We start from the raw sequence: 17,472 nt of genomic DNA, 5'->3' as shown, positions 1-17,472 counted from the left end.
GCCGCGCAATTATGGCGGATGGGTGGACCGGCTTGGGCTGGGCAAGGCGGCGCTTGCCTTTACACTGACCAGCGCGGTGGCGATTGCGGTTGCGTTGTTAAGCCCGCAGTGGCTGGCACCATTGATCCCCGATAGTGTCGACGACAGGCTGGGTGATGCATTGGTGGGGGATTTTGGCGGGCGCTTTTGCCATACGCCAGCGGGTGATGCGGCGTTGAATAAGCTGGTGGCGTCGCTTGATGATGCGCCGCAAGATTTGCGGGTGGAGGTGGCCAATATCGACATGCTGAACGCGGTGGCCCTGCCCGGCGGGAATGTCATATTGTTCGATGGCCTCCTGAAACAGGCGCGCTCGCCCGATGAGGTTGCGGGCGTCTTGGCGCATGAAATCGGCCATGTCCGCGAAAAACATGTGATGCAGGCGCTGCTGCGGCAAATGGGCCTTGCGGTGGTGCTGGGCGGCGTGGATGGCAATAGCGGCGCTGTGGTCAACAATATGCTGGCGATGAGCTATAGCCGGAATTCCGAAGCAGAGGCCGATGCCCATTCGATGAAGGTGTTGGGCAACGCCAATATCTCGCCCATCGGCACCGCGTCCTTCTTCGACCGGCTGTCCGCGCTGGACGGCAGCGCTGGCGTGGCTAAGGACAATATAGGCATCACCGGCTATCTATCCAGCCACCCGCTTTCCGCTTCGCGCAAAGACGCGTTTGAAAAGAGCATCGTCAAAGGCAAAAACTACACGCCGGCGCTGACACCATCGGAATGGACCGAGCTGAAAACCATGTGTGCGCAGGATAGAAAGGCGAAATCGGGCTTGGGCTTTGATTTTAATTAGCGACCGCGTTACACTAGGTCCTGACCCTAAGGCCAATCGCCTACCGCATCATTCAATAAGGAAATCTTCCATGTTCAAACGCCTGTTTGTCGACCACCCCAAAAGCGTCGATGAAAATTACGGTGAACATTTCGGCGTCGCCAGCCGCTTTGGCTTTACGATGATTTGGGGCGGGATGCAGGCGCTTGTCCACGCGGTCATCCCCGGCCTGTGCATCACCTCGGGCAGCGATACGGTAAAAAGGTTGAACCATATCATGGTCGAACAACGCCGCGCAAAGGGGCAGGATGTGACCCAAATGCTGACCGTTGATTGGGTGATTTGACACGGGTGGAACATCCCCCGGAATTTGTTACACGCGCTGACGGCGTTCGGCTGGCGTATCGGTATTTGCGCGGCGAAGGCCCCACCATCATTTTCTTGCCTGGGTACATGTCCGACATGCAGGGCGGCAAGGCGCAGGCTTTGGCGGAGTGGGCAAATGCCCAAGGCCACGCCATGCTCCGTTTGGACTATTCCGGTTGCGGCGAAAGCGAAGGCGCTTTCGAAAACGGCACGCTCGACATTTGGCGCGACGATGTTCTGGCGGTGATTGCGCAGGCCACGGTCGGGCCGATCATCTTGATTGGTTCGTCCTTTGGCGGATGGCTCATGCTGCTGCTGGCCGAAGCACTTGGCGACCAAGTCACCGGGCTGGTTGGCATTGCGGCGGCACCCGATTTCACCGATTGGGATTTCGATGACGCCGACCGCGCGACCATCGCCGCCACTGGCCGCATCGAACGCCCAAGCGATTATGGTTATGATCCGATGGTCATCACGCAAGGTTTTTGGCAATCGGGGCAAAGCAACCTGCGGCTGACTGGCACGGTCGGCATTGATTGCCCCGTGCGGTTGATCCACGGGCAATGCGACCCGGATGTGCCGTGGGAGACGTCATTAAAGCTCGCTGCTGCGCTTCGTTCATCTGATGTGCAGACGATATTGGTCAAGGATGGCGACCACCGGCTTTCGCGGGATCAGGATATTGCGTTGCTGATCGATGTTGTTGCAAAGCTGGCCTGCTGAACTTTACCGGAGCGACCATGCTGCATTTTCTACCCATCCTGCTGCAACTGGCGGCCCCTGCCGCTGCGCAACCGCTCCCGACTTTGGACGAAGTCCAGTTTACCGAATGCCTCGACCTTGCGCGCAAAGACCCCGCTTCGGCGATATCCAGCGCTAGCTTATGGGCGCAGCAAAATGGCGGCTATCTTGCGCGCGCCTGCCATGGCTTTGCGTTGGCGACCGATTTTAAATTTGACCTTGCGGTGCCAATCCTGACCGAGGCAGCGACGTTGGCGGAGACACAAGGCGACCCCCGCGCCGCGCGGTTCTGGGCCCAAGCGGGCAATGCGGCCATTGCGGCGGGGCAGCCAGATGTCGCCGTGGACGCGCTCGGCAAGGCGCTGGCGTCTAAAGCCCTCGATACCAATGAACGCGCCGATAGCGAAGTCGACCGCGCGCGTGCATTCGTGGCCTTGGGCAAAAATGCCGATGGTGAGGCCGCCTTGGCAACGGCGCGGCAGTTGGCACCCGAAAATGGCGCGGCATGGTTGCTGTCGGCAACCTTGGCCCGGCGATTGAACAAATTGCCCGATGCGCTGGCTTTTATTCAAACCGCGGCGGCGGTGCTGCCCAGCGATCCGGCAGTGGCGTTGGAGGCGGGCAATATCGCGATTGCCGCCGGTGATGATGACACCGCGCGCAAGCAATGGGAACAGGTCATCAAGATCGGGCCAAATAGTCGGCAAGCCGCGACCGCAACGGCACAGCTTGCGGCTTTAGCGGCGGCGACGCCTGCACCGACCAGCGAGCCTCAATCCAGATAAGTGCGCGCGCCCCTTGCTTGCGTGGACAGCGGCCAAGGTTCATGGCAATGTCGCAAACAACGCGCTTTTGTGAATGGAATGAAAATGCCGACAACCTATCTGCACAGCATGATCCGTGTCACCGACCCTGATGCAACGGTCGCTTTTTTCAAGCTGATCGGGCTGGAGGAAGTGCGCCGCTTTGACAGTGACGCGGGGCGCTTCACGCTGATCTTTTTGGCGGCACCCGGGCAGGCCGGCCTTGCCGAGGTGGAGTTGACGCATAACTGGCCGCCGGCAGATGGCAGCGCGCCGGAGGCGTATGATGGCGGACGCAATTTTGGCCATTTGGCCTATCGCGTCGACGACATTTACGCGACCTGTCAGCGGCTGATGGATGCAGGGGTCACGATCAACCGCCCGCCGCGCGACGGGCATATGGCGTTTGTGCGGACCCCCGACGGTATTTCGATTGAGTTGCTGCAAGAGGGGCATCTTGCGCCTGCGGAACCATGGGCGAGCATGCCCAATGTCGGGGCGTGGTGAGTATGCTGGAGATCGTGCGCGTGCCTGTGCTGTCGGACAATTATGTCTGGTTGGTGCATGAAGCGCAGAGTAAGGAGACTCTGGTAGTCGATCCGGCTGTTGCGGCGCCTGTCTTGGCTGCTGCTGCGGCGCGTGGGTGGACGATTACGCAGATTTGGAACACGCATTGGCATCCCGACCATGTCGGCGGCAATGCGGAGATTAGGGCCGCGACGGGGTGCGTTATCACGGGGCCTGCGGACGAAGCCGAACGGATTCCGACGCTCGATGTGCATGTGCGCGGCGGGGATGTTGTCCAGTTGGGCGCATTGCGCGCAACGGTGATCGACGTGCCCGCGCATACCGCAGGACATATCGCTTTTCATTTCGCGACCGAGCATGCCGCCTTTGTCGGCGATACCTTATTCGCAATGGGATGTGGCCGCTTGTTCGAAGGCACCGCGGCGCAAATGTATGACAATATGCGCAAGCTCGAGGCTTTGGGCGACGATACCGCGATTTATTGCGCGCATGAATATACGCTCAGCAACGCCCGCTTTGCGGTGACGGTCGAGCCGGATAATGCCGACCTTGCCGCGCGTCTGGCCGATGTCATTGCCCATCGCGAACGGGGCGAGGCGACAGTGCCGACGACGATTGCGCTAGAACGCGCAACCAACCCGTTCATGCGGGCCGCGTCGGTGGAGGAACTCGCCGCACGCCGCGCCGCCAAGGACGCGGCCTAAGGCCTAATGAAAATCGCGTGACTTGGGCAAAAGGCGGACATCGCGCGGATGGCCGTGGCGCGGATAGACAGGCTGAGCAAATTCGTCCGACCGGCTGAGCGGCACATTGGCATCATGGTCATGTGACAGGCGTTCAAGCTCGTGTGATCGGTCGATGATGGTCGTCGCCATAAGATGCACTACGCCTTCCTTGCTGCGCTGCACCTCACCTTCAATCACCATCAACCGTGACGCCATGACGGCGCGGCGTTGCCGTTCGAACAGGCGCGACCACAGTAACGCATTGGTGACGCCGGTTTCATCCTCAATCGTGATGAAAATGGCGTTGCCCTTCCCCGGCCTTTGCCGCGTTAGGACAACACCGGCGGTTTTAACGCGCGTGCCATGCTTCGCCGCATCGGTCTGCGCGCAGGTCAATATGCCCTCGGCAGCAAACAGGTCGCGCAGAAACTCCATCGGGTGCCCCTTCAGCGACAATCGCGTCATGTGATAATCGGCGGCGACATGTTCGCTGACGGGCATGATAGGCAAGGCGATTTCCGCCTCCTGCGCCAGTTCCCGCGCATCTGCCGCTGCAAATAAGGGCAGCTCATCCGATGGCGTCCGCCGCGCCTCCCACCCAGCCTCACGCCGGTCAAGGCCAAGCGAGCGCAAGGCATCGGCATCCGCCAGCAAGTGCAAGGCACGCGGTGGTAACTTCGCCTTGCGTGCCAGCTCCTCCAACGAAGCAAAGGGCCGCACGGCCTCAATCGCCAAAGCCCAATCTTGCTGAAACCCACCAATCTGCCGAAAGCCAAGCCGCAAGGCGCCCGCCTCAATAGCATTATCCCAATTGCTGAAATTCACATCAATGGTGCGGACATCGACCTTGTGCTGCCGCGCATCCTGCACAAGCTGTGCTGGCGCGTAAAAACCCATGGGCTGCGAATTGAGCAAGGCGGCGGTAAAAATCGCCGGATGATGGCATTTCAGCCATGATGAAATATAAACCAAATGGGCAAAGGCCTGTGCATGGCTTTCGGGAAAACCATAGCTGCCAAAGCCCTCAATCTGTTTGTAACAGCGTTCGGCAAAATCCTGCTGATACCCGCGCTGCACCATGCCGTTGATCATCTTGTCCTTATATTGCGGCATGGTGCCCGAATTGCGGAAGGTCGCCATTGCGCGGCGCAGGCCATTGGCTTCATCCGGCGTAAACGCGGCGGCGACCATCGCCAGTTTCATCGCCTGTTCCTGAAACAACGGGACGCCAAACGTGCGGTATAAAATATCGTGCAGCTCATTGGGGTCATGCGGCGGCGCGGGGGAGGGATATTCGACCTTCTCCTCCCCGTTGCGCCGCCGCAAATACGGGTGGACCATGTCGCCCTCAATCGGGCCGGGGCGAACAATCGCGATCTGGATGACGAGGTCGTAAAACTTTTTGGGCTTCAAGCGGGGCAGCATGTTGATTTGCGCACGGCTTTCGACCTGGAATGTGCCGATGCTGTCGCCCTTTTGCAGCATGGCATAGACCGCTGGGTCCTCGGCTGGGACGCTGTCCAAGCTATAATCCCCGCCGCCTGTCTGCCGCAACATTTCGAAACTTTTGCGGATGCAGGTCAGCATACCCAATGCCAAGATATCAACCTTCAACAGGTTCAGCGCGTCGATATCGTCCTTGTCCCATTCAATGAAGGTCCGGTCCGCCATCGCGCCATTGTGGATCGGCACGGTTTCATCCAGCCGGTTTTCGGTCAGGACATAGCCGCCGACATGCTGCGACAAATGGCGCGGGAAATCGAGCAATTGGCCGACAAAGGCATGTAGTCGGGCGATCTGCGGGTTGTCGGGGTCAAACCCGGCCTCAATCAAGCGCGCCTCGGGCAAGTCCCGGCCAAAGCTGCCCCAGACGGTGCCCGCCAACCGCGCAGTGACGTCTTCGGTCAGGCCAATGGCCTTTCCCACCTCACGCACGGTGCTGCGCGGGCGATAATGGATGACCGTGGCGGCAATGCCCGCGCGGTGCCGCTTAAACCGACGATAGACATATTGCATCACCTCCTCGCGCCGTTCATGTTCGAAATCGACGTCGATATCGGGTGGTTCGTCACGTTCTTCGGACAGAAAGCGCGAGAACAAAAGATTGTTGGCCACAGGGTCAACCGACGTAATGCCCAATAAGTAGCAAATCACTGAGTTTGCAGCAGAGCCCCGGCCTTGGCATAAGATCGGCGGGTCTTGCGACCGGGCAAACTGGACAATGTCATGGACCGTCAGGAAATAGCAGGCGTAATTTTTCTGGCGCACCAAATGGAATTCTTCATCCAGCGCGCGGACCCATTTGGGGGGCAGGCCATCGGGGTGCCGCCGTTCGGCTTCGCTGCGGACCAGATGTTCCAGCCAGTCCTGCGGTTCCCACCCGTCCGGCACCGGTTCATTGGGATATTCATATTTCAACTGGCTTAGGTCAAATGTGATCTGGTCGAGCAGCTTTTGGCTCTCCGCAATCGCTTCGGGGGCTTGGGCGAACAGCCGCGTCATGTCAGCAGGCGATTTCAAATAGCGTTCGGCATTAACCTCCAGCCGCGTTCCAGCCTGATCCACCGACACGCCCAAGCGGATCGCGGTCAGCACATCATGCAGCGGCCGTGCGGCGGCATCGGCATAGAGCGCGTCGTTGACTGCTAGGATCGGTACCCCGCATTGCTTGGCCAAGGCGCGCTGTTCCTCAAGCCTGCGTTGGTCCTTGCCCCGCCCATGCATCATTATGCCAAGCCAGACCCTGTCCGGCGCAAGCTTTTGCAGTCGGCGCATTACCGCGTCCAAATCGGCGGGTGTGGTTTCCACCAGACGCAATTTCTCGTCGCCATCGGCGTGGCTATATGCGACGGGTTTTTTGTGCGGGTTGGTTTCTTCAGCGGTCGACTGCGGCAATATGATGAGCAGCAAATCCTCCAAATATCCCGCCAGATCATCGAAGTGTAATATGCACCCGCCCTTGTTGGCACGCATATTGCCGACCGTCAGCAATCGGGTCAGCCGCCCCCATCCTGTGCGGTTTTTGGGATAGACAACAATATCGGGCGTGCCATCGGCAAAGACCAAGCGGCTGCCCGTGACCAACCGGAAGCCCTCCGGAAGCACATTTTTGGCCTTCGCCTTTTTGACCGCGACCCATGCGCGCACGACGCCAGCCACGCTGTTCCGGTCGGCTATGCCAATGGCGTTCAAGCCAAGCGCGGCGGCCTGCAACACCATATCGGCGGGATGTGATGCACCGCGCAAGAAAGAGTAATTGGTCGCCGCGACCAGCTCTGCATAGACAAAGCACGGCGTCATGCGAACAGCCCGTGCAGATACCAGATCGGCGCATCGGTTTCGGAATACAGGCCATGGCGGAACAGCCAGAAACGCCGCCCCTCGCTGTCCTCCACACGGTAATAATCGCGCGTTGGGCCGCCCTTGCCCTGTTCATGCCCCGCCTTGCGCCGCCACCATTCGGCGGCAATGCGTTCGGGGCCTTCATAGGCGACGATATGATGCAGGTTTTTGCGCCAACGAAACTGGCGCGGCGGGCCATCGGGGATGGAGGCCAGCGACTCCACCCGTTGCGGTGTTTCGAACAAGCGAAAGGGGCGCATGGGCGGTTCGGCCTCAGTTGCTTGCGGCCAATCCTTTTGCGGCTGGCCCGATTGCGCGGCGCATTCGACGACGGCGCGTTCGGGGATATGGCTGTTGCGTTCTGCAAAATAGCGCACGCGGTCGCTGCCCAGCCGAACGCTTAGCCGGTCAATCAATGCTGCGGTTTGCGCCGACCGGTCGACCCTCGTTTCCAACCCGGCCTGCGATGGCAACAAAATATCCGCCGTCGGCACGCTGATTTGGATGAGGTCATAACCAAAACCGGGGTCAAGCGGGTCGGACAGCGTGTCAATGCGTTCGCGGATCAACCGCATTAACAAGGCGGAATCCCGTGTCGGCGCGCCAGTATCAACCGCCAGCCGCGCGACATGGCCATCGCTTCGAAACAGGCTGACCTCAAACCGGCGGCCACCTTGGCTGCGGTCATTCAACTGCGCAGCGGCTTTGCCCGTCAGCGTTGCGATGGTGTCGAGGACATCATTGGTGCGCGAAACAGGCTCGGCAAAATTCTGCGTGATGGTGATAATGGGCACATGGCGGCGCGGGGTGATGCGCGCATCCTCTTCCTCCAGCAGGCGCGCCAGTTTGACGACGGTCGCCTTGCCAAAGCGGGCGGCAAAAGGCTTGCGCGGGCGGCAGGCCAAGTCCTTCAATGTCTTCAGGCCAGCACGGCGCAGTGCCTGATGCACCTTGTCTCCTGCGTCCAATGCCTCAACGGGCAAAGCGTGAATCGCCGATTTGGCATAAAGTGCCTTGGCCCGCGCGCTGTCGGGAGTTGCGCCCAAGGCAATCCGGCCCGTAAGACCATGGCGGCGCAAGCGTTGCTTCAGGTCCTTGGCCAAGCGCGCCTCATCATCGCCAAAGAGATAGGTGCAGCCCGTGATGTCGATCAACAGCCCTTGCGGTGGGTCAAGCATGCAGGCCGGGCTATACCGTTCGCACCCGTCCGCCAGCCAGCCAAGCAATGCGATGTCCGCCGCCGGGTCATGGTCAAATACCGCAAGTTCAGGCACGCGCGCACGCGCATCGGCCAGTGCCATGCCCGCGCTTAAGCCAAGCGCAAGCGCCGCTGTATCGCAGGCCGCCAACCGCATCGCCCCGCGCTGCTTTTCGACCATCGCAAAGGGCGTATCAGGCGCGGAACCTTTGCTGCGGATCAGCCTCTGCGTCGGTAACAGCGGCAGAAAGACCGCCAGATAGCGGCGTGTCAAAAAAGCTTCGTGTTGCATGGTCCCAGGTTACTCTTGCCGCAAAGGGCGCTGTGCCACCGCGATGGCGCAGAAGGCGGAGGTCAAAGGTTGGAAGGCCGGGCGCATTGCCCGGATATGGCACCGATGGCGCAGAACATATCTGCCAGCGTGTGCTGGCCGCGCTGGGCATCGGCACAGCATCGCCGCGCACCAGCAATGCCAATACGCCACTTTCCGCCGCAGCGAGCGCCAAGCGCCGCGTCGATGTCAGGTCCACCAAACGCGCATTGCCATGCGTTTCCAATATGACCGCGCGCGCCGCCTTTGACCGGATAGTGTCGGCTGCTGCCCGAAGGGCGTCACGCAAATCTGCGGTTTGGACCAGCAATATCCGCGATGGATTGCCGCCCATGGCCGATAGCCCAAGCGGGTATAGCCGGCCCGACGTCTGACGTTCCTTGTCGCCTGTTATCCAGAAGATCCCTGCGTCATTCTCCGGCAAGCGCCATGCCAGCAACAGCGCAAATGCGGCGGCGGCATAAGAGTCGGCCTTTGCCCCGCCAAAAAATTCATGCAGCCCGGCTTGGACTATGCCGCCGCGCAAGCGTTCGTCGACTTGGGGCGCGCCGATGGGCAATAAGGGGGGCGATGCATTCGGCTGATATTGCTTCCATGCAGTATGCACAGAAGGAAAAGCCGCTTTTGGTAGAATCGCCTTTATGTTCATGTTTTGTTCTATACTGCATTTTGCAGCAATGTGGAGTCTGCTTTTTTCTCCTGAAATGATTTGGCATATCGTCACATAGCGACCCGCCTGCGCGTCGGACGAATCTTATTCCCAAGAAAAGGACATGTGCTTGATTGCAGACGTTTCATACGATAACGGATTTATAGCGCTTCCTAGACCTAAAGGATTGTTATTATGCGATCAAACCGCAAGTTCGCGATTCTCGTAATTGCCGCTTCTTTTATTTTCTCAAATTCGATCTCGGTTGACGGTGCCTATGCACAGCAGTCGGGTTCTGAAGATATCCAAGATGAAATCGTGGTAATCGGTAAGAAATTGTCCGCAGTTAAATTTGATTTCAAAGTTACGAAAAAAGGTGAAGTCAAGAAATGTGAAATCACTAAACCAAGCGGTGACCCAGATATCGATGCATTACCCTGCAAAGTGGTTGCGACATGTTCTATCGGTGGATTCAAGAAGCGTAAACAGTTGCTCGATTGCATGTCTTCTGAATGGAAGGCAAGTGTCCGTTCCTTGGCGGAACGACGGCTCAACCCCGCTAGCTAGATAAGGTGGGCATCAGCACTTCTGTGTCATTCGAGAAGTGCGAAAGTGCCCGGGGCTGAAAAGGCTTTGGCCGAAAATGCGGCGCTTGACCCAGCCACTTCCGACCCGATGTCCGCACCATTTTCCAGCCCGGGATATGCACCCGGGCCAGAAAACCATGCGCGTCGGGCGAAGCTCATTCCCAATAATAAGGCATGCGCTTGCGCGTTCCGGTGACTTCTTCATTCAACGTGGCTGCGTCATATAGACGGCCACCGATCATGACCTTTGCGACCTTATCCGAATTGCGGATGTCAACGCTTGGGTCGGCATCAAGGATGACGAGGTCGGCAAGCTTGCCTGCCGTGATGGAGCCCACATCCTTGTCATAGCCCAGCGAACGTGCGGACTCGATCGTGCCAGCGGCGAGCGCCTCAATAGGTGACATGCCGCCACGGACGAAGGACCAAAGCTCCCAATGCGCGGCGATGCCGGCTTCTTGGCCATGCGCGCCGATGGAAACAGGGACGCCCAGCTTGGCAAGCTTATGTGCCTCACGCGCGCTGTTGTCGTCGACATAATCCTCTTCCGGCGCAATTTCGCGGCGGGCATTATTGGCCGCAAGCTCGGTCGGCGGATAATGCTTCGCCATTAACGGATGCCGGAACACATCGGTGTGCGACCGCCAATAAGGGTCGCCCGCTGGCCCGCCATAGGTCACCACAAGCGTGGGCGTATAACCCACCTTCGACTTGGAGTAGAATTGCAGCACATCATCGTAGAAGATGTCGAGCGGGATATTATGCTCAAGCGTGGTGTTGCCATCGGCGATCAGGTTCATGTCCATACCGAACAGCGAACCCCCTTCGGCGACCGAGCGCATATTCTCCTGAAGCGCGGCGGCCACCACTTGCTGGCGCTGTTCACGGCGCGGCTGGTTGTAGTTTTTGACGCTATGCGCGCCTTGCGCTTTCAACCGGCGAACATGCGCCAGCGCATCATCTAGGCCGTTGATTTCGGCGTAGACGTCCGCGGCCTTGGCCCCATAAACGATCTCGCCTGTCGAGAAGGAGCGTGGCCCAAGCAACAGGCCAGCCCGCTGCATCTCCAACGCCGGGAACACGGTGGCTGCGCTGCTTGACGGGTCATGGCGCGTGGTAACACCCATTGCGAGGTTGAGCATATTCACCCAATTTTGCTGCGGGGTCATTTCGTCCACGCCATAAGGGCCATGGGCATGCGCATCGACAAGGCCAGGAATGATCGTCTTACCAGCAACGTCAACGGTCTTTGCGCCAGCAGGAATGGCAAAGTCGCCCATTTTGCCAACGGCCTTAATCCGGTCATTCTCGACCAGGATCACGGCATTGTCGATAATCCCGCCGCTCTTGTCCGCCATGGTGACAACGCGTGCGCCCGTGAAGGCGACAACGCCGCTTGGGCGGTCCGAGTTGACCGTCATGGACAGCGATACGCCTTGCTTCGGCGGGGCAAATTTAACGGGCTTAGCATCCTTGGCCAGCGGCCCATTGGGATAGAAAGCATTGGTCTGCGCCGCGTAAAGCATCGGCCCAATTGCCCAATGCAAGGCGTCGCCATTGCGGCTCCAATGCATATAATCCGCGCCGCCGTTGCTGACCTTTATGACGGGAAGCGCACTGCCCGATGACGACGCGGTCACGTCCTGCGTGCCCGGCATCAACGGCATGACAAAGGCTTCGTAATTTTGGCGGAAGGCAAAGTTATTGCCATCGGGCGACACTTCGTAAATCGTCGTTAGTTCACCACTGGCATGGGTGCGCTTGGCTTCGCCGTTCATATCCACGCTGACGAGCATGCGCTTGTTCGCGCCAGACTCTGTGTAAAACATCCGGTCGTTGGAGGTGCCGAAATGTGGCGTGGTTCCTGCCGAGGTGACGCGTGTTGCCGGTCCGCCCATCGCGGGCATCCGGTAAATGCCGGACTGGTCCGATCGCAAGGGCGAGGTCAGTCCGCCGCCTTCCTGCTTTTCAAAGACGATCGTCTTGCCATCGGGCGAGAAACGCGGGCGGGCATAATGGCCGGGCTGCGCCGTTGCCTTTTTGGGCGTACCGCCGCTTGCGCTTATGGTGTGGATGTTACCAAGGCCTTTATCGGTCCAATGGACATAAGCGATGGTTTTACCGTCGCGCGACCAAGTGGGATAGGCCTCCATACCGGTATCCGAGGAGGTCAGGCGTCGTGCAGTGCCCCCTGCTGCGGGCTTTAGCCATAATTTGCCCATGGTTTCAAACAGCACGGTCCGGCCATCTGGCGCGGTTACAGGGCTGCGCGGCATTTTGGTTTCAAAGCTGGTCGGCGCTACTTCAATTTGAGGCAGCGGCGGGTCAATCATATCGCGCGTGTCCGAAATGCGGAACGGGATGACGCTAGACGCGCCGCTTGGCCAATCAACCTTGCGGATCTTGCCGCCTGCCCAGAAATAGACGGTCTTGCTGTCGGGGGACCAATCCATATTGGGATAGACGCCCGTAACGGCCCAGGTTTCCTGCACATCTTGATCCAGCGCATCGTAAATCTTGCGCTCTTCGCCCGTGCTGAGATCCTTCACATATAGTTTGGACTGAGTCCGCTCGCGGCGGACAAAGGCGATTTTTTGGCCGTCGGGCGAAGGGGTTGGGCGGACAGATCCGCCGACACCAGCTACCGCAGTTTCGGTCTTGCCGGTTTCGATGTCATAGCTTTCAATATCGAAAACCTGGCCGTTGGAATCCTGCGCATATTGGAAAATGGGGCCGGGGGTGATGTTGCGCGTGTAATAGATATGCTGGCCATCGGGCGCAAAGATAGGTTCGCCCAATTCCTTCTGGTGCTGCTCATTAGGCCGTTTGACCAACAAGACGCCTGCACCGCCGGACACATGGTAGAGCCAGACTTCGCCTGTTCCTAGCGAGCGGCCAGTGGTGAAATGCTTCTTGGCGGCGATGAAGCGGCCATCGGGGCTCCAGCTTGGTTGATTGAGCAAGCGAAAATCCTCTTTGCTCAACTGCCTCTTGTCCGAACCGTCGCGGTTCATGATCCAGATATTGTCGCCACCACCCCGGTCAGAGGTAAAGGCAATGCGCGCGCCATCGGGCGAAAAGCGCGGCTGTGTTTCAAACGGCAGGCCTTCGGCTATGCGGGTTGGCGTGCCGCCGGTTACGGGAATGATATAGATATCGCCAAGCAGATCGAACGCAATCGTGCGGCCATCGGGGCTGACGTCAAGGTTCATCCATGAACCTTCGTCAGTGTCGATGCTGATCTGACGCACGGTCAGGCCTGGAGGCGCGGCGACATCCCATTTGGGGGCCTTGTCATCGGCGGCGGCTGGCGCTTGGGCAAATGCGCTCGTCGGCAGAATCGCCGCGCTCAGCAACAAGACGGATTTGATGTAATTTTTCATATATAGGCTCCCCTTATATTTTTCTTATAGTGTTTAGGTTGTCATGCCTAGCGCGTGTCCGCAAGCCCGCATCGCGCGTTTGATAACCCGAACCCAGCGTTGCGCGAACGACTTTTGCCAAATGACTTGGGTTTCGAAAAACCACGCAAATGTGGGGCTTATCGCTGGAAAGTCACACTAGGCCACAGACTCATTATGTCTCAACCAGATCCGGATTGATGCGAGTTGGACAGAGGCGAGATAATTATCGTCTCTTTGATCGTATCGCGTGGCAACTGCTCTGAAATGCTTGAGTTTATTAAAGAAGCGCTCGACGAGGTTGCGTTGCTTATAGAGGAAGTGACTAAATGCCGGTTTGATCACGCGTTGCGGCATGGCGCGGATATTGGCCCTGGCACCGCGCGCCTCCATTTCGGCGCGCAACGCATCGGAGTCATAAGCCCGGTCGGCGAGCAGGATATCCCCTTTGCCGACGGTATCGAACATGTCTGCTGCACTGCGACCATCGGCGGCTTGCCCTTCGGTCAGCTTGAGCATGATCGGCATGCCCATCGCATCGACCAGTGCATGTATCTTGGTGGTCAGGCCGCCACGCGAGTGACCCATGCAACGGGATCGCTGGTCTTTTTTTTACCATTGGCTCCATGTTGATGAACCCGGATCGAAGACGAGTCGATCATCTGGATATTGCCTTCGTAAGCCACGGAAACTGCATCCAATATATGCTTCCACACACCGGCTCTGCGCCAGCGGTTGAACCGGTTCACACAGGTCGTATACGGACCGTATCGCGCCGGAATATCCGCCCAAGGCGCGCCAGTGCGTAACCGCCAGAATATCCCGTTCAAAACCCGCCGATCATCAACCCGCTTCACGCCACGCACCTTGGTCGGCAACAAAGGCTGGATCACCAACCACTCGAAATCTGTCAAATCAAACCGTGCCATCAGCTTCTCCCTTCCAGAAAAAGCATTGAATCAGATATCAATCACTTTGGGAATCCAATTTATGAGTATGTGACCTAAGGTCTCACCTAAACGGCTGTGCCGACAAGCTATAACCGGACTAAAGATAAGAAAGAGCGCCTGACAACCAAACAGGCCGCCACTGGCACTCTTTCAAAACAAATCCTACATTTCAAGCCCGCATTTTTCTGCTCTTCGTCGGACCGAAACTGCGGGCCTGGCCTCGCTTTATCGAATGGTTACAGTAACCGCGCGGCGGTTTTGCGCCCAAGCTTGCTCGTCCGATCCCAAGGCCGATGGCCGTTCTTTGCCATAGCTGACGGTCTGGATACGGCTGGCATCGACACCGATGGAAACGAGGAAGTTTTTGGCGGAGTTCGCGCGGCGTTCACCCAAGGCAAGGTTGTAATCGCGGGTTCCGCGTTCATCGGCATGGCCTTCGACGGTGATACGCGTGTTTGGATATTGCGCCAACCACTGCGCCTGACGCTGGAGTGTCGCCTGATCTTCGGCATCAACGTTGAAGCGGTCGGTTTCAAACAAGATGCGGTCGCCAAACTGGCCAACTTGTTGCAGGAAATCCTCCTGACTGCCGGGGATGATCTGGCCAGCGGCATTAGCGTTCGGGTCAGTTGGCGTCTGGCCATAATCGGTGCCTTCGGCCGCAGGTGGCAAGGTATCGACCTTTTTCTTGCCGCAGCCGGCAATAAGCGCGGTCGATGCCAGCAAAAGGGCTGCCATTTTGATCGTATTTTTCGTCATGGTCTTCTCCTTGGGCTTTGCCCGACATTCGGTCGGGATAGGTATGAGGGTAAATGTTGTTACGGCAATACTGGTCCCCATGCCGGGTCTGAACCATCGACAGGCGTGGGCAATTGGCGTTCGTTGGAACCGGTAAGGTCAACTTGCCAGATACTTGTTTTACCACTTCCTTTGGCCGTGCGGAAGAATTGGATAACACGGCCATTGGGCGCCCAAGTCGGCGCCTCGTCTTGCCAGCTATTGGTCAGCAGTCGTTCGCCCGAACCGTCAGGCCGCATCGTGCCAACGCGGAAGTCGCCAGCGATGCGCGTAAAGGCAATCAAGTCAGCGCGCGGGCTCCATTCGGGCGTGGCGTAACGGCCCGCGCCAAAGCTGATGCGGCGCTGGTTGCTGCCGTCGGCGTTCATGACGTAGATTTGCTGGCTGCCCGAACGGTCGCTTTCAAAGACAATCTGACGGCCATCGGGGGAGAAACTACCGCCGACATCAATGCCGGGTGAGCTGGTTAGCTTTACCGGCGTGCCGTTGCCGCTCGCCGAAATCTTGTAGACGTCGGTATTGCCCGAAACCGCCATTGAATATAGTATCGTTTGGCCATCGGGCGACCAGCGCGGCGCGAATGTCGGGCTGTTGGATTGGGTAATCAGGCGCTGACGCCCGGCATCAATGTCATAGACGTAAATACGCGGGTTGCCGTCGACATAGGATAAATACAGAATCGATTTATAACTGGGCGAGAATCGCGGCGTCAGTGCGGTCGATTGGCCATTGGTAATGAAGCGATGGTTTGCGCCATCGGAATCCATGATCGCCAGCCGCTTGATCCGTTTATTCTTCGGCCCGCTTTCGGCGATATAGGCAATGCGGCTATCGAAAAAGGGCAGTTCGCCCGTCAGCCGTGAATAGATTGCATCAGCGCATTTATGCGCGGCCCTGCGCCATTCGCGCGGGGGCACATTAAAGCCAAGCCGCGTGGTTTCATTGCCGAAACCAACGTCGTAGAGATAACAGCCAACAGTCAAATTGCCATCGCCGCCAACGCGGACAAAGCCCTGCACCAGTTGTTCGACCGGACGCGCTTTCCAATAGCCAAATTGCGGCGCGGTCACTTCGGCTAAGCCAATCATGCGCAGGCCATTTGGCCCTTGGGTTTCAAACACCCCCGATGCCCGCAGGTTGGAGGAGATAACCTCTGCAATTTGGCGGCCCAGCGCAGCGCTATTGCCGGCTGGCGTGTCCGCTGGCGACGGCGCGACCAAAGCGGGGACCGCGATGGAGCGGGTTTTGGAGGTGTCAAATTCGACCAATTCCGGCTCATCTGTTGCAGGCGCCGGAGGGGGAGGTGTTTGCGCAATCGCGGCTTGCGTGCCCAAGATTAAAAGCAGGAAAGACGCCAGTTTCCGGTTCAGTGCGAAGAGTGACATGGATCTCATTCCTTTATCCCGTGGCGCGCAAACGAAGCGCGTGGGTTTTCCAAACGTCATGATATTCAGGATCAAGCCCGACATAAGGTGATGCTGCGCGCACCGCTTGCAAGATGCAATCTTTCAACGGCCCTGCCTGTGTTTGGTTGGTGTCGTTGAGGCCAATTTGCTTGTCAAAACGCACGGAGGCCAACCTGCCCGATGGTTCAAGGCTTAACGTCACGAACGTCTCTATCTTGTTGATGTCGACGCCCGTTGGCGCACAGGCGCGCACGCGACTGCGGATTTGGCCAGCGATGCTGACGCCAACCGAGCGACGCACTTCGGTGGCGGTTTTGGCGGCTGGCGTGCCCACGGCCTTGCCCGCACCGGGGGCCTTGCCGATATTGTTAATACTGTCTTCAAAGCTGCGGCTGAGGCCGCCGGGCTTGGCTGGCGTTGCGCCCTTGCCGCTGACTGTCGCGGCCTTGGTGGTTTTGGGCGGAGCGGCGGCGGCGGTTTTTACCGGCTTGGCCGCGGCCTTTGCAACAGATGGGGCCGTTTCTGCTTTGGCGGGTTTGGGCACAGGCTTTGTCTGCGGCTTTTCGATTTGCATGACGGGCGTCGGGGCAGGTGGCGGTTCGGCAGGCGCGTTCTCGCCTGCGGCTGGCGGCGCGGATTCCTCTTGGATCGCATCTGGCGCGCTCGAGACATCGGCGATTTCGCCAACAAGCGAAACGGAGATCGACTCTGGCTTGGGCGCAGTTTTTGCAGATGCCATCAGCCCAAGCGCGAACACGCCCAGCAACAGGCCGTGGACGCCAAGTGCAGCGCCAAATCCGAATATCTCCGCCCGATCCATTGCCATCTGG

15 protein-coding genes are annotated in these 17,472 nt (G+C 58.6%); 7 read left to right on the top strand and 8 right to left on the bottom strand.

Features of this window, described 5'->3' with window-relative positions:
- From HEQ34_RS05660 to gloB, 6 genes are all read left to right on the top strand, one after another.
- Positions 1-838 (top strand): M48 family metallopeptidase (locus tag HEQ34_RS05660; protein ID WP_296198582.1); only part of this gene is annotated, 838 nt, incomplete at its 5' end.
- A gap of 70 nt (positions 839-908) precedes the next feature.
- Positions 909-1,163, top strand: coding sequence for a DUF6356 family protein (locus HEQ34_RS05655; RefSeq protein WP_296198579.1), 255 nt, complete (start codon positions 909-911; stop codon positions 1,161-1,163).
- Entirely contained in the window at positions 1,160-1,906 is a 747-nt protein-coding gene (locus HEQ34_RS05650; RefSeq protein ID WP_296198603.1) for an alpha/beta hydrolase, read from the top strand. The genes HEQ34_RS05655 and HEQ34_RS05650 overlap by 4 nt, the downstream gene beginning before the upstream one ends.
- 17 nt (positions 1,907-1,923) lie before the next feature.
- On the top strand, positions 1,924-2,709 hold the full coding sequence (locus HEQ34_RS05645; protein ID WP_296198575.1) for a tetratricopeptide repeat protein: 786 nt from the start codon (positions 1,924-1,926) through the stop codon (positions 2,707-2,709).
- An 84-nt stretch (positions 2,710-2,793) separates the two neighbouring features.
- Positions 2,794-3,234, top strand: a complete 441-nt coding sequence (locus HEQ34_RS05640) for a VOC family protein (RefSeq protein WP_296198573.1) — start codon at positions 2,794-2,796, stop codon at positions 3,232-3,234.
- Between the two features lie 2 nt (positions 3,235-3,236).
- Positions 3,237-3,959, top strand: a complete 723-nt coding sequence (gloB, locus tag HEQ34_RS05635; protein WP_296198571.1) for a hydroxyacylglutathione hydrolase — start codon at positions 3,237-3,239, stop codon at positions 3,957-3,959.
- A 3-nt stretch (positions 3,960-3,962) separates the two neighbouring features.
- On the opposite strand, the gene HEQ34_RS05630 is transcribed toward gloB, so the two are convergent.
- Genes HEQ34_RS05630 through HEQ34_RS05620 form a run of 3 tightly spaced genes read right to left on the bottom strand, consistent with a single transcriptional unit; the run spans position 3,963 to position 9,500 of the window.
- Positions 3,963-7,280: an error-prone DNA polymerase gene (locus tag HEQ34_RS05630; protein ID WP_296198568.1), complete on the bottom strand. Its 3,318-nt coding sequence runs from the start codon at positions 7,278-7,280 to the stop codon at positions 3,963-3,965.
- A complete protein-coding gene (locus HEQ34_RS05625) occupies positions 7,277-8,812 on the bottom strand; it encodes a DNA polymerase Y family protein (RefSeq protein WP_296198565.1) in 1,536 nt (511 codons plus the stop codon). Before HEQ34_RS05625 ends, HEQ34_RS05630 begins: the two co-directional genes overlap by 4 nt.
- Complete coding sequence (locus HEQ34_RS05620) at positions 8,715-9,500, bottom strand: hypothetical protein (RefSeq protein ID WP_296198562.1); 786 nt, start codon at positions 9,498-9,500, stop codon at positions 8,715-8,717. Before HEQ34_RS05620 ends, HEQ34_RS05625 begins: the two co-directional genes overlap by 98 nt.
- A gap of 195 nt (positions 9,501-9,695) precedes the next feature.
- Between HEQ34_RS05620 and HEQ34_RS05615 the strand changes: the two genes are divergently transcribed.
- Positions 9,696-10,067 carry a hypothetical protein gene (locus tag HEQ34_RS05615; RefSeq protein ID WP_296198560.1) on the top strand — a complete coding sequence of 124 codons (372 nt, stop codon included), beginning with the start codon at positions 9,696-9,698 and terminating at the stop codon, positions 10,065-10,067.
- Positions 10,068-10,242: 175 nt separating this feature from the next.
- Here HEQ34_RS05615 and HEQ34_RS05610 read toward each other — a convergent pair whose 3' ends face one another.
- The 5 genes from HEQ34_RS05610 to HEQ34_RS05590 form a co-directional block, all read right to left on the bottom strand.
- Positions 10,243-13,470, bottom strand: coding sequence for an amidohydrolase family protein (locus HEQ34_RS05610; protein ID WP_296198559.1), 3,228 nt, complete (start codon positions 13,468-13,470; stop codon positions 10,243-10,245).
- A 177-nt stretch (positions 13,471-13,647) separates the two neighbouring features.
- A protein-coding gene (locus HEQ34_RS05605) for an IS5 family transposase (RefSeq protein ID WP_296195893.1) occupies positions 13,648-14,417 on the bottom strand; the annotation gives its coding sequence in 2 pieces (ribosomal slippage) (positions 13,648-14,100 and positions 14,103-14,417; 768 coding nt in all).
- Between the two features lie 246 nt (positions 14,418-14,663).
- Positions 14,664-15,182 carry a peptidoglycan-associated lipoprotein Pal gene (pal, locus tag HEQ34_RS05600; protein WP_296198601.1) on the bottom strand — a complete coding sequence of 173 codons (519 nt, stop codon included), beginning with the start codon at positions 15,180-15,182 and terminating at the stop codon, positions 14,664-14,666.
- Between the two features lie 74 nt (positions 15,183-15,256).
- Positions 15,257-16,621, bottom strand: coding sequence for a Tol-Pal system beta propeller repeat protein TolB (tolB, locus tag HEQ34_RS05595; RefSeq protein ID WP_296198558.1), 1,365 nt, complete (start codon positions 16,619-16,621; stop codon positions 15,257-15,259).
- 13 nt (positions 16,622-16,634) lie between these two features.
- On the bottom strand, positions 16,635-17,468 hold the full coding sequence (locus HEQ34_RS05590) for a hypothetical protein (protein WP_296198556.1): 834 nt from the start codon (positions 17,466-17,468) through the stop codon (positions 16,635-16,637).
- Positions 17,469-17,472: the final 4 nt, after the last annotated feature.

The organism is Sphingorhabdus sp., from assembly GCF_023910635.1.
Classification (GTDB): domain Bacteria; phylum Pseudomonadota; class Alphaproteobacteria; order Sphingomonadales; family Sphingomonadaceae; genus Sphingorhabdus_B.
This window is presented reverse-complemented; position numbering and strand designations above follow the sequence as displayed.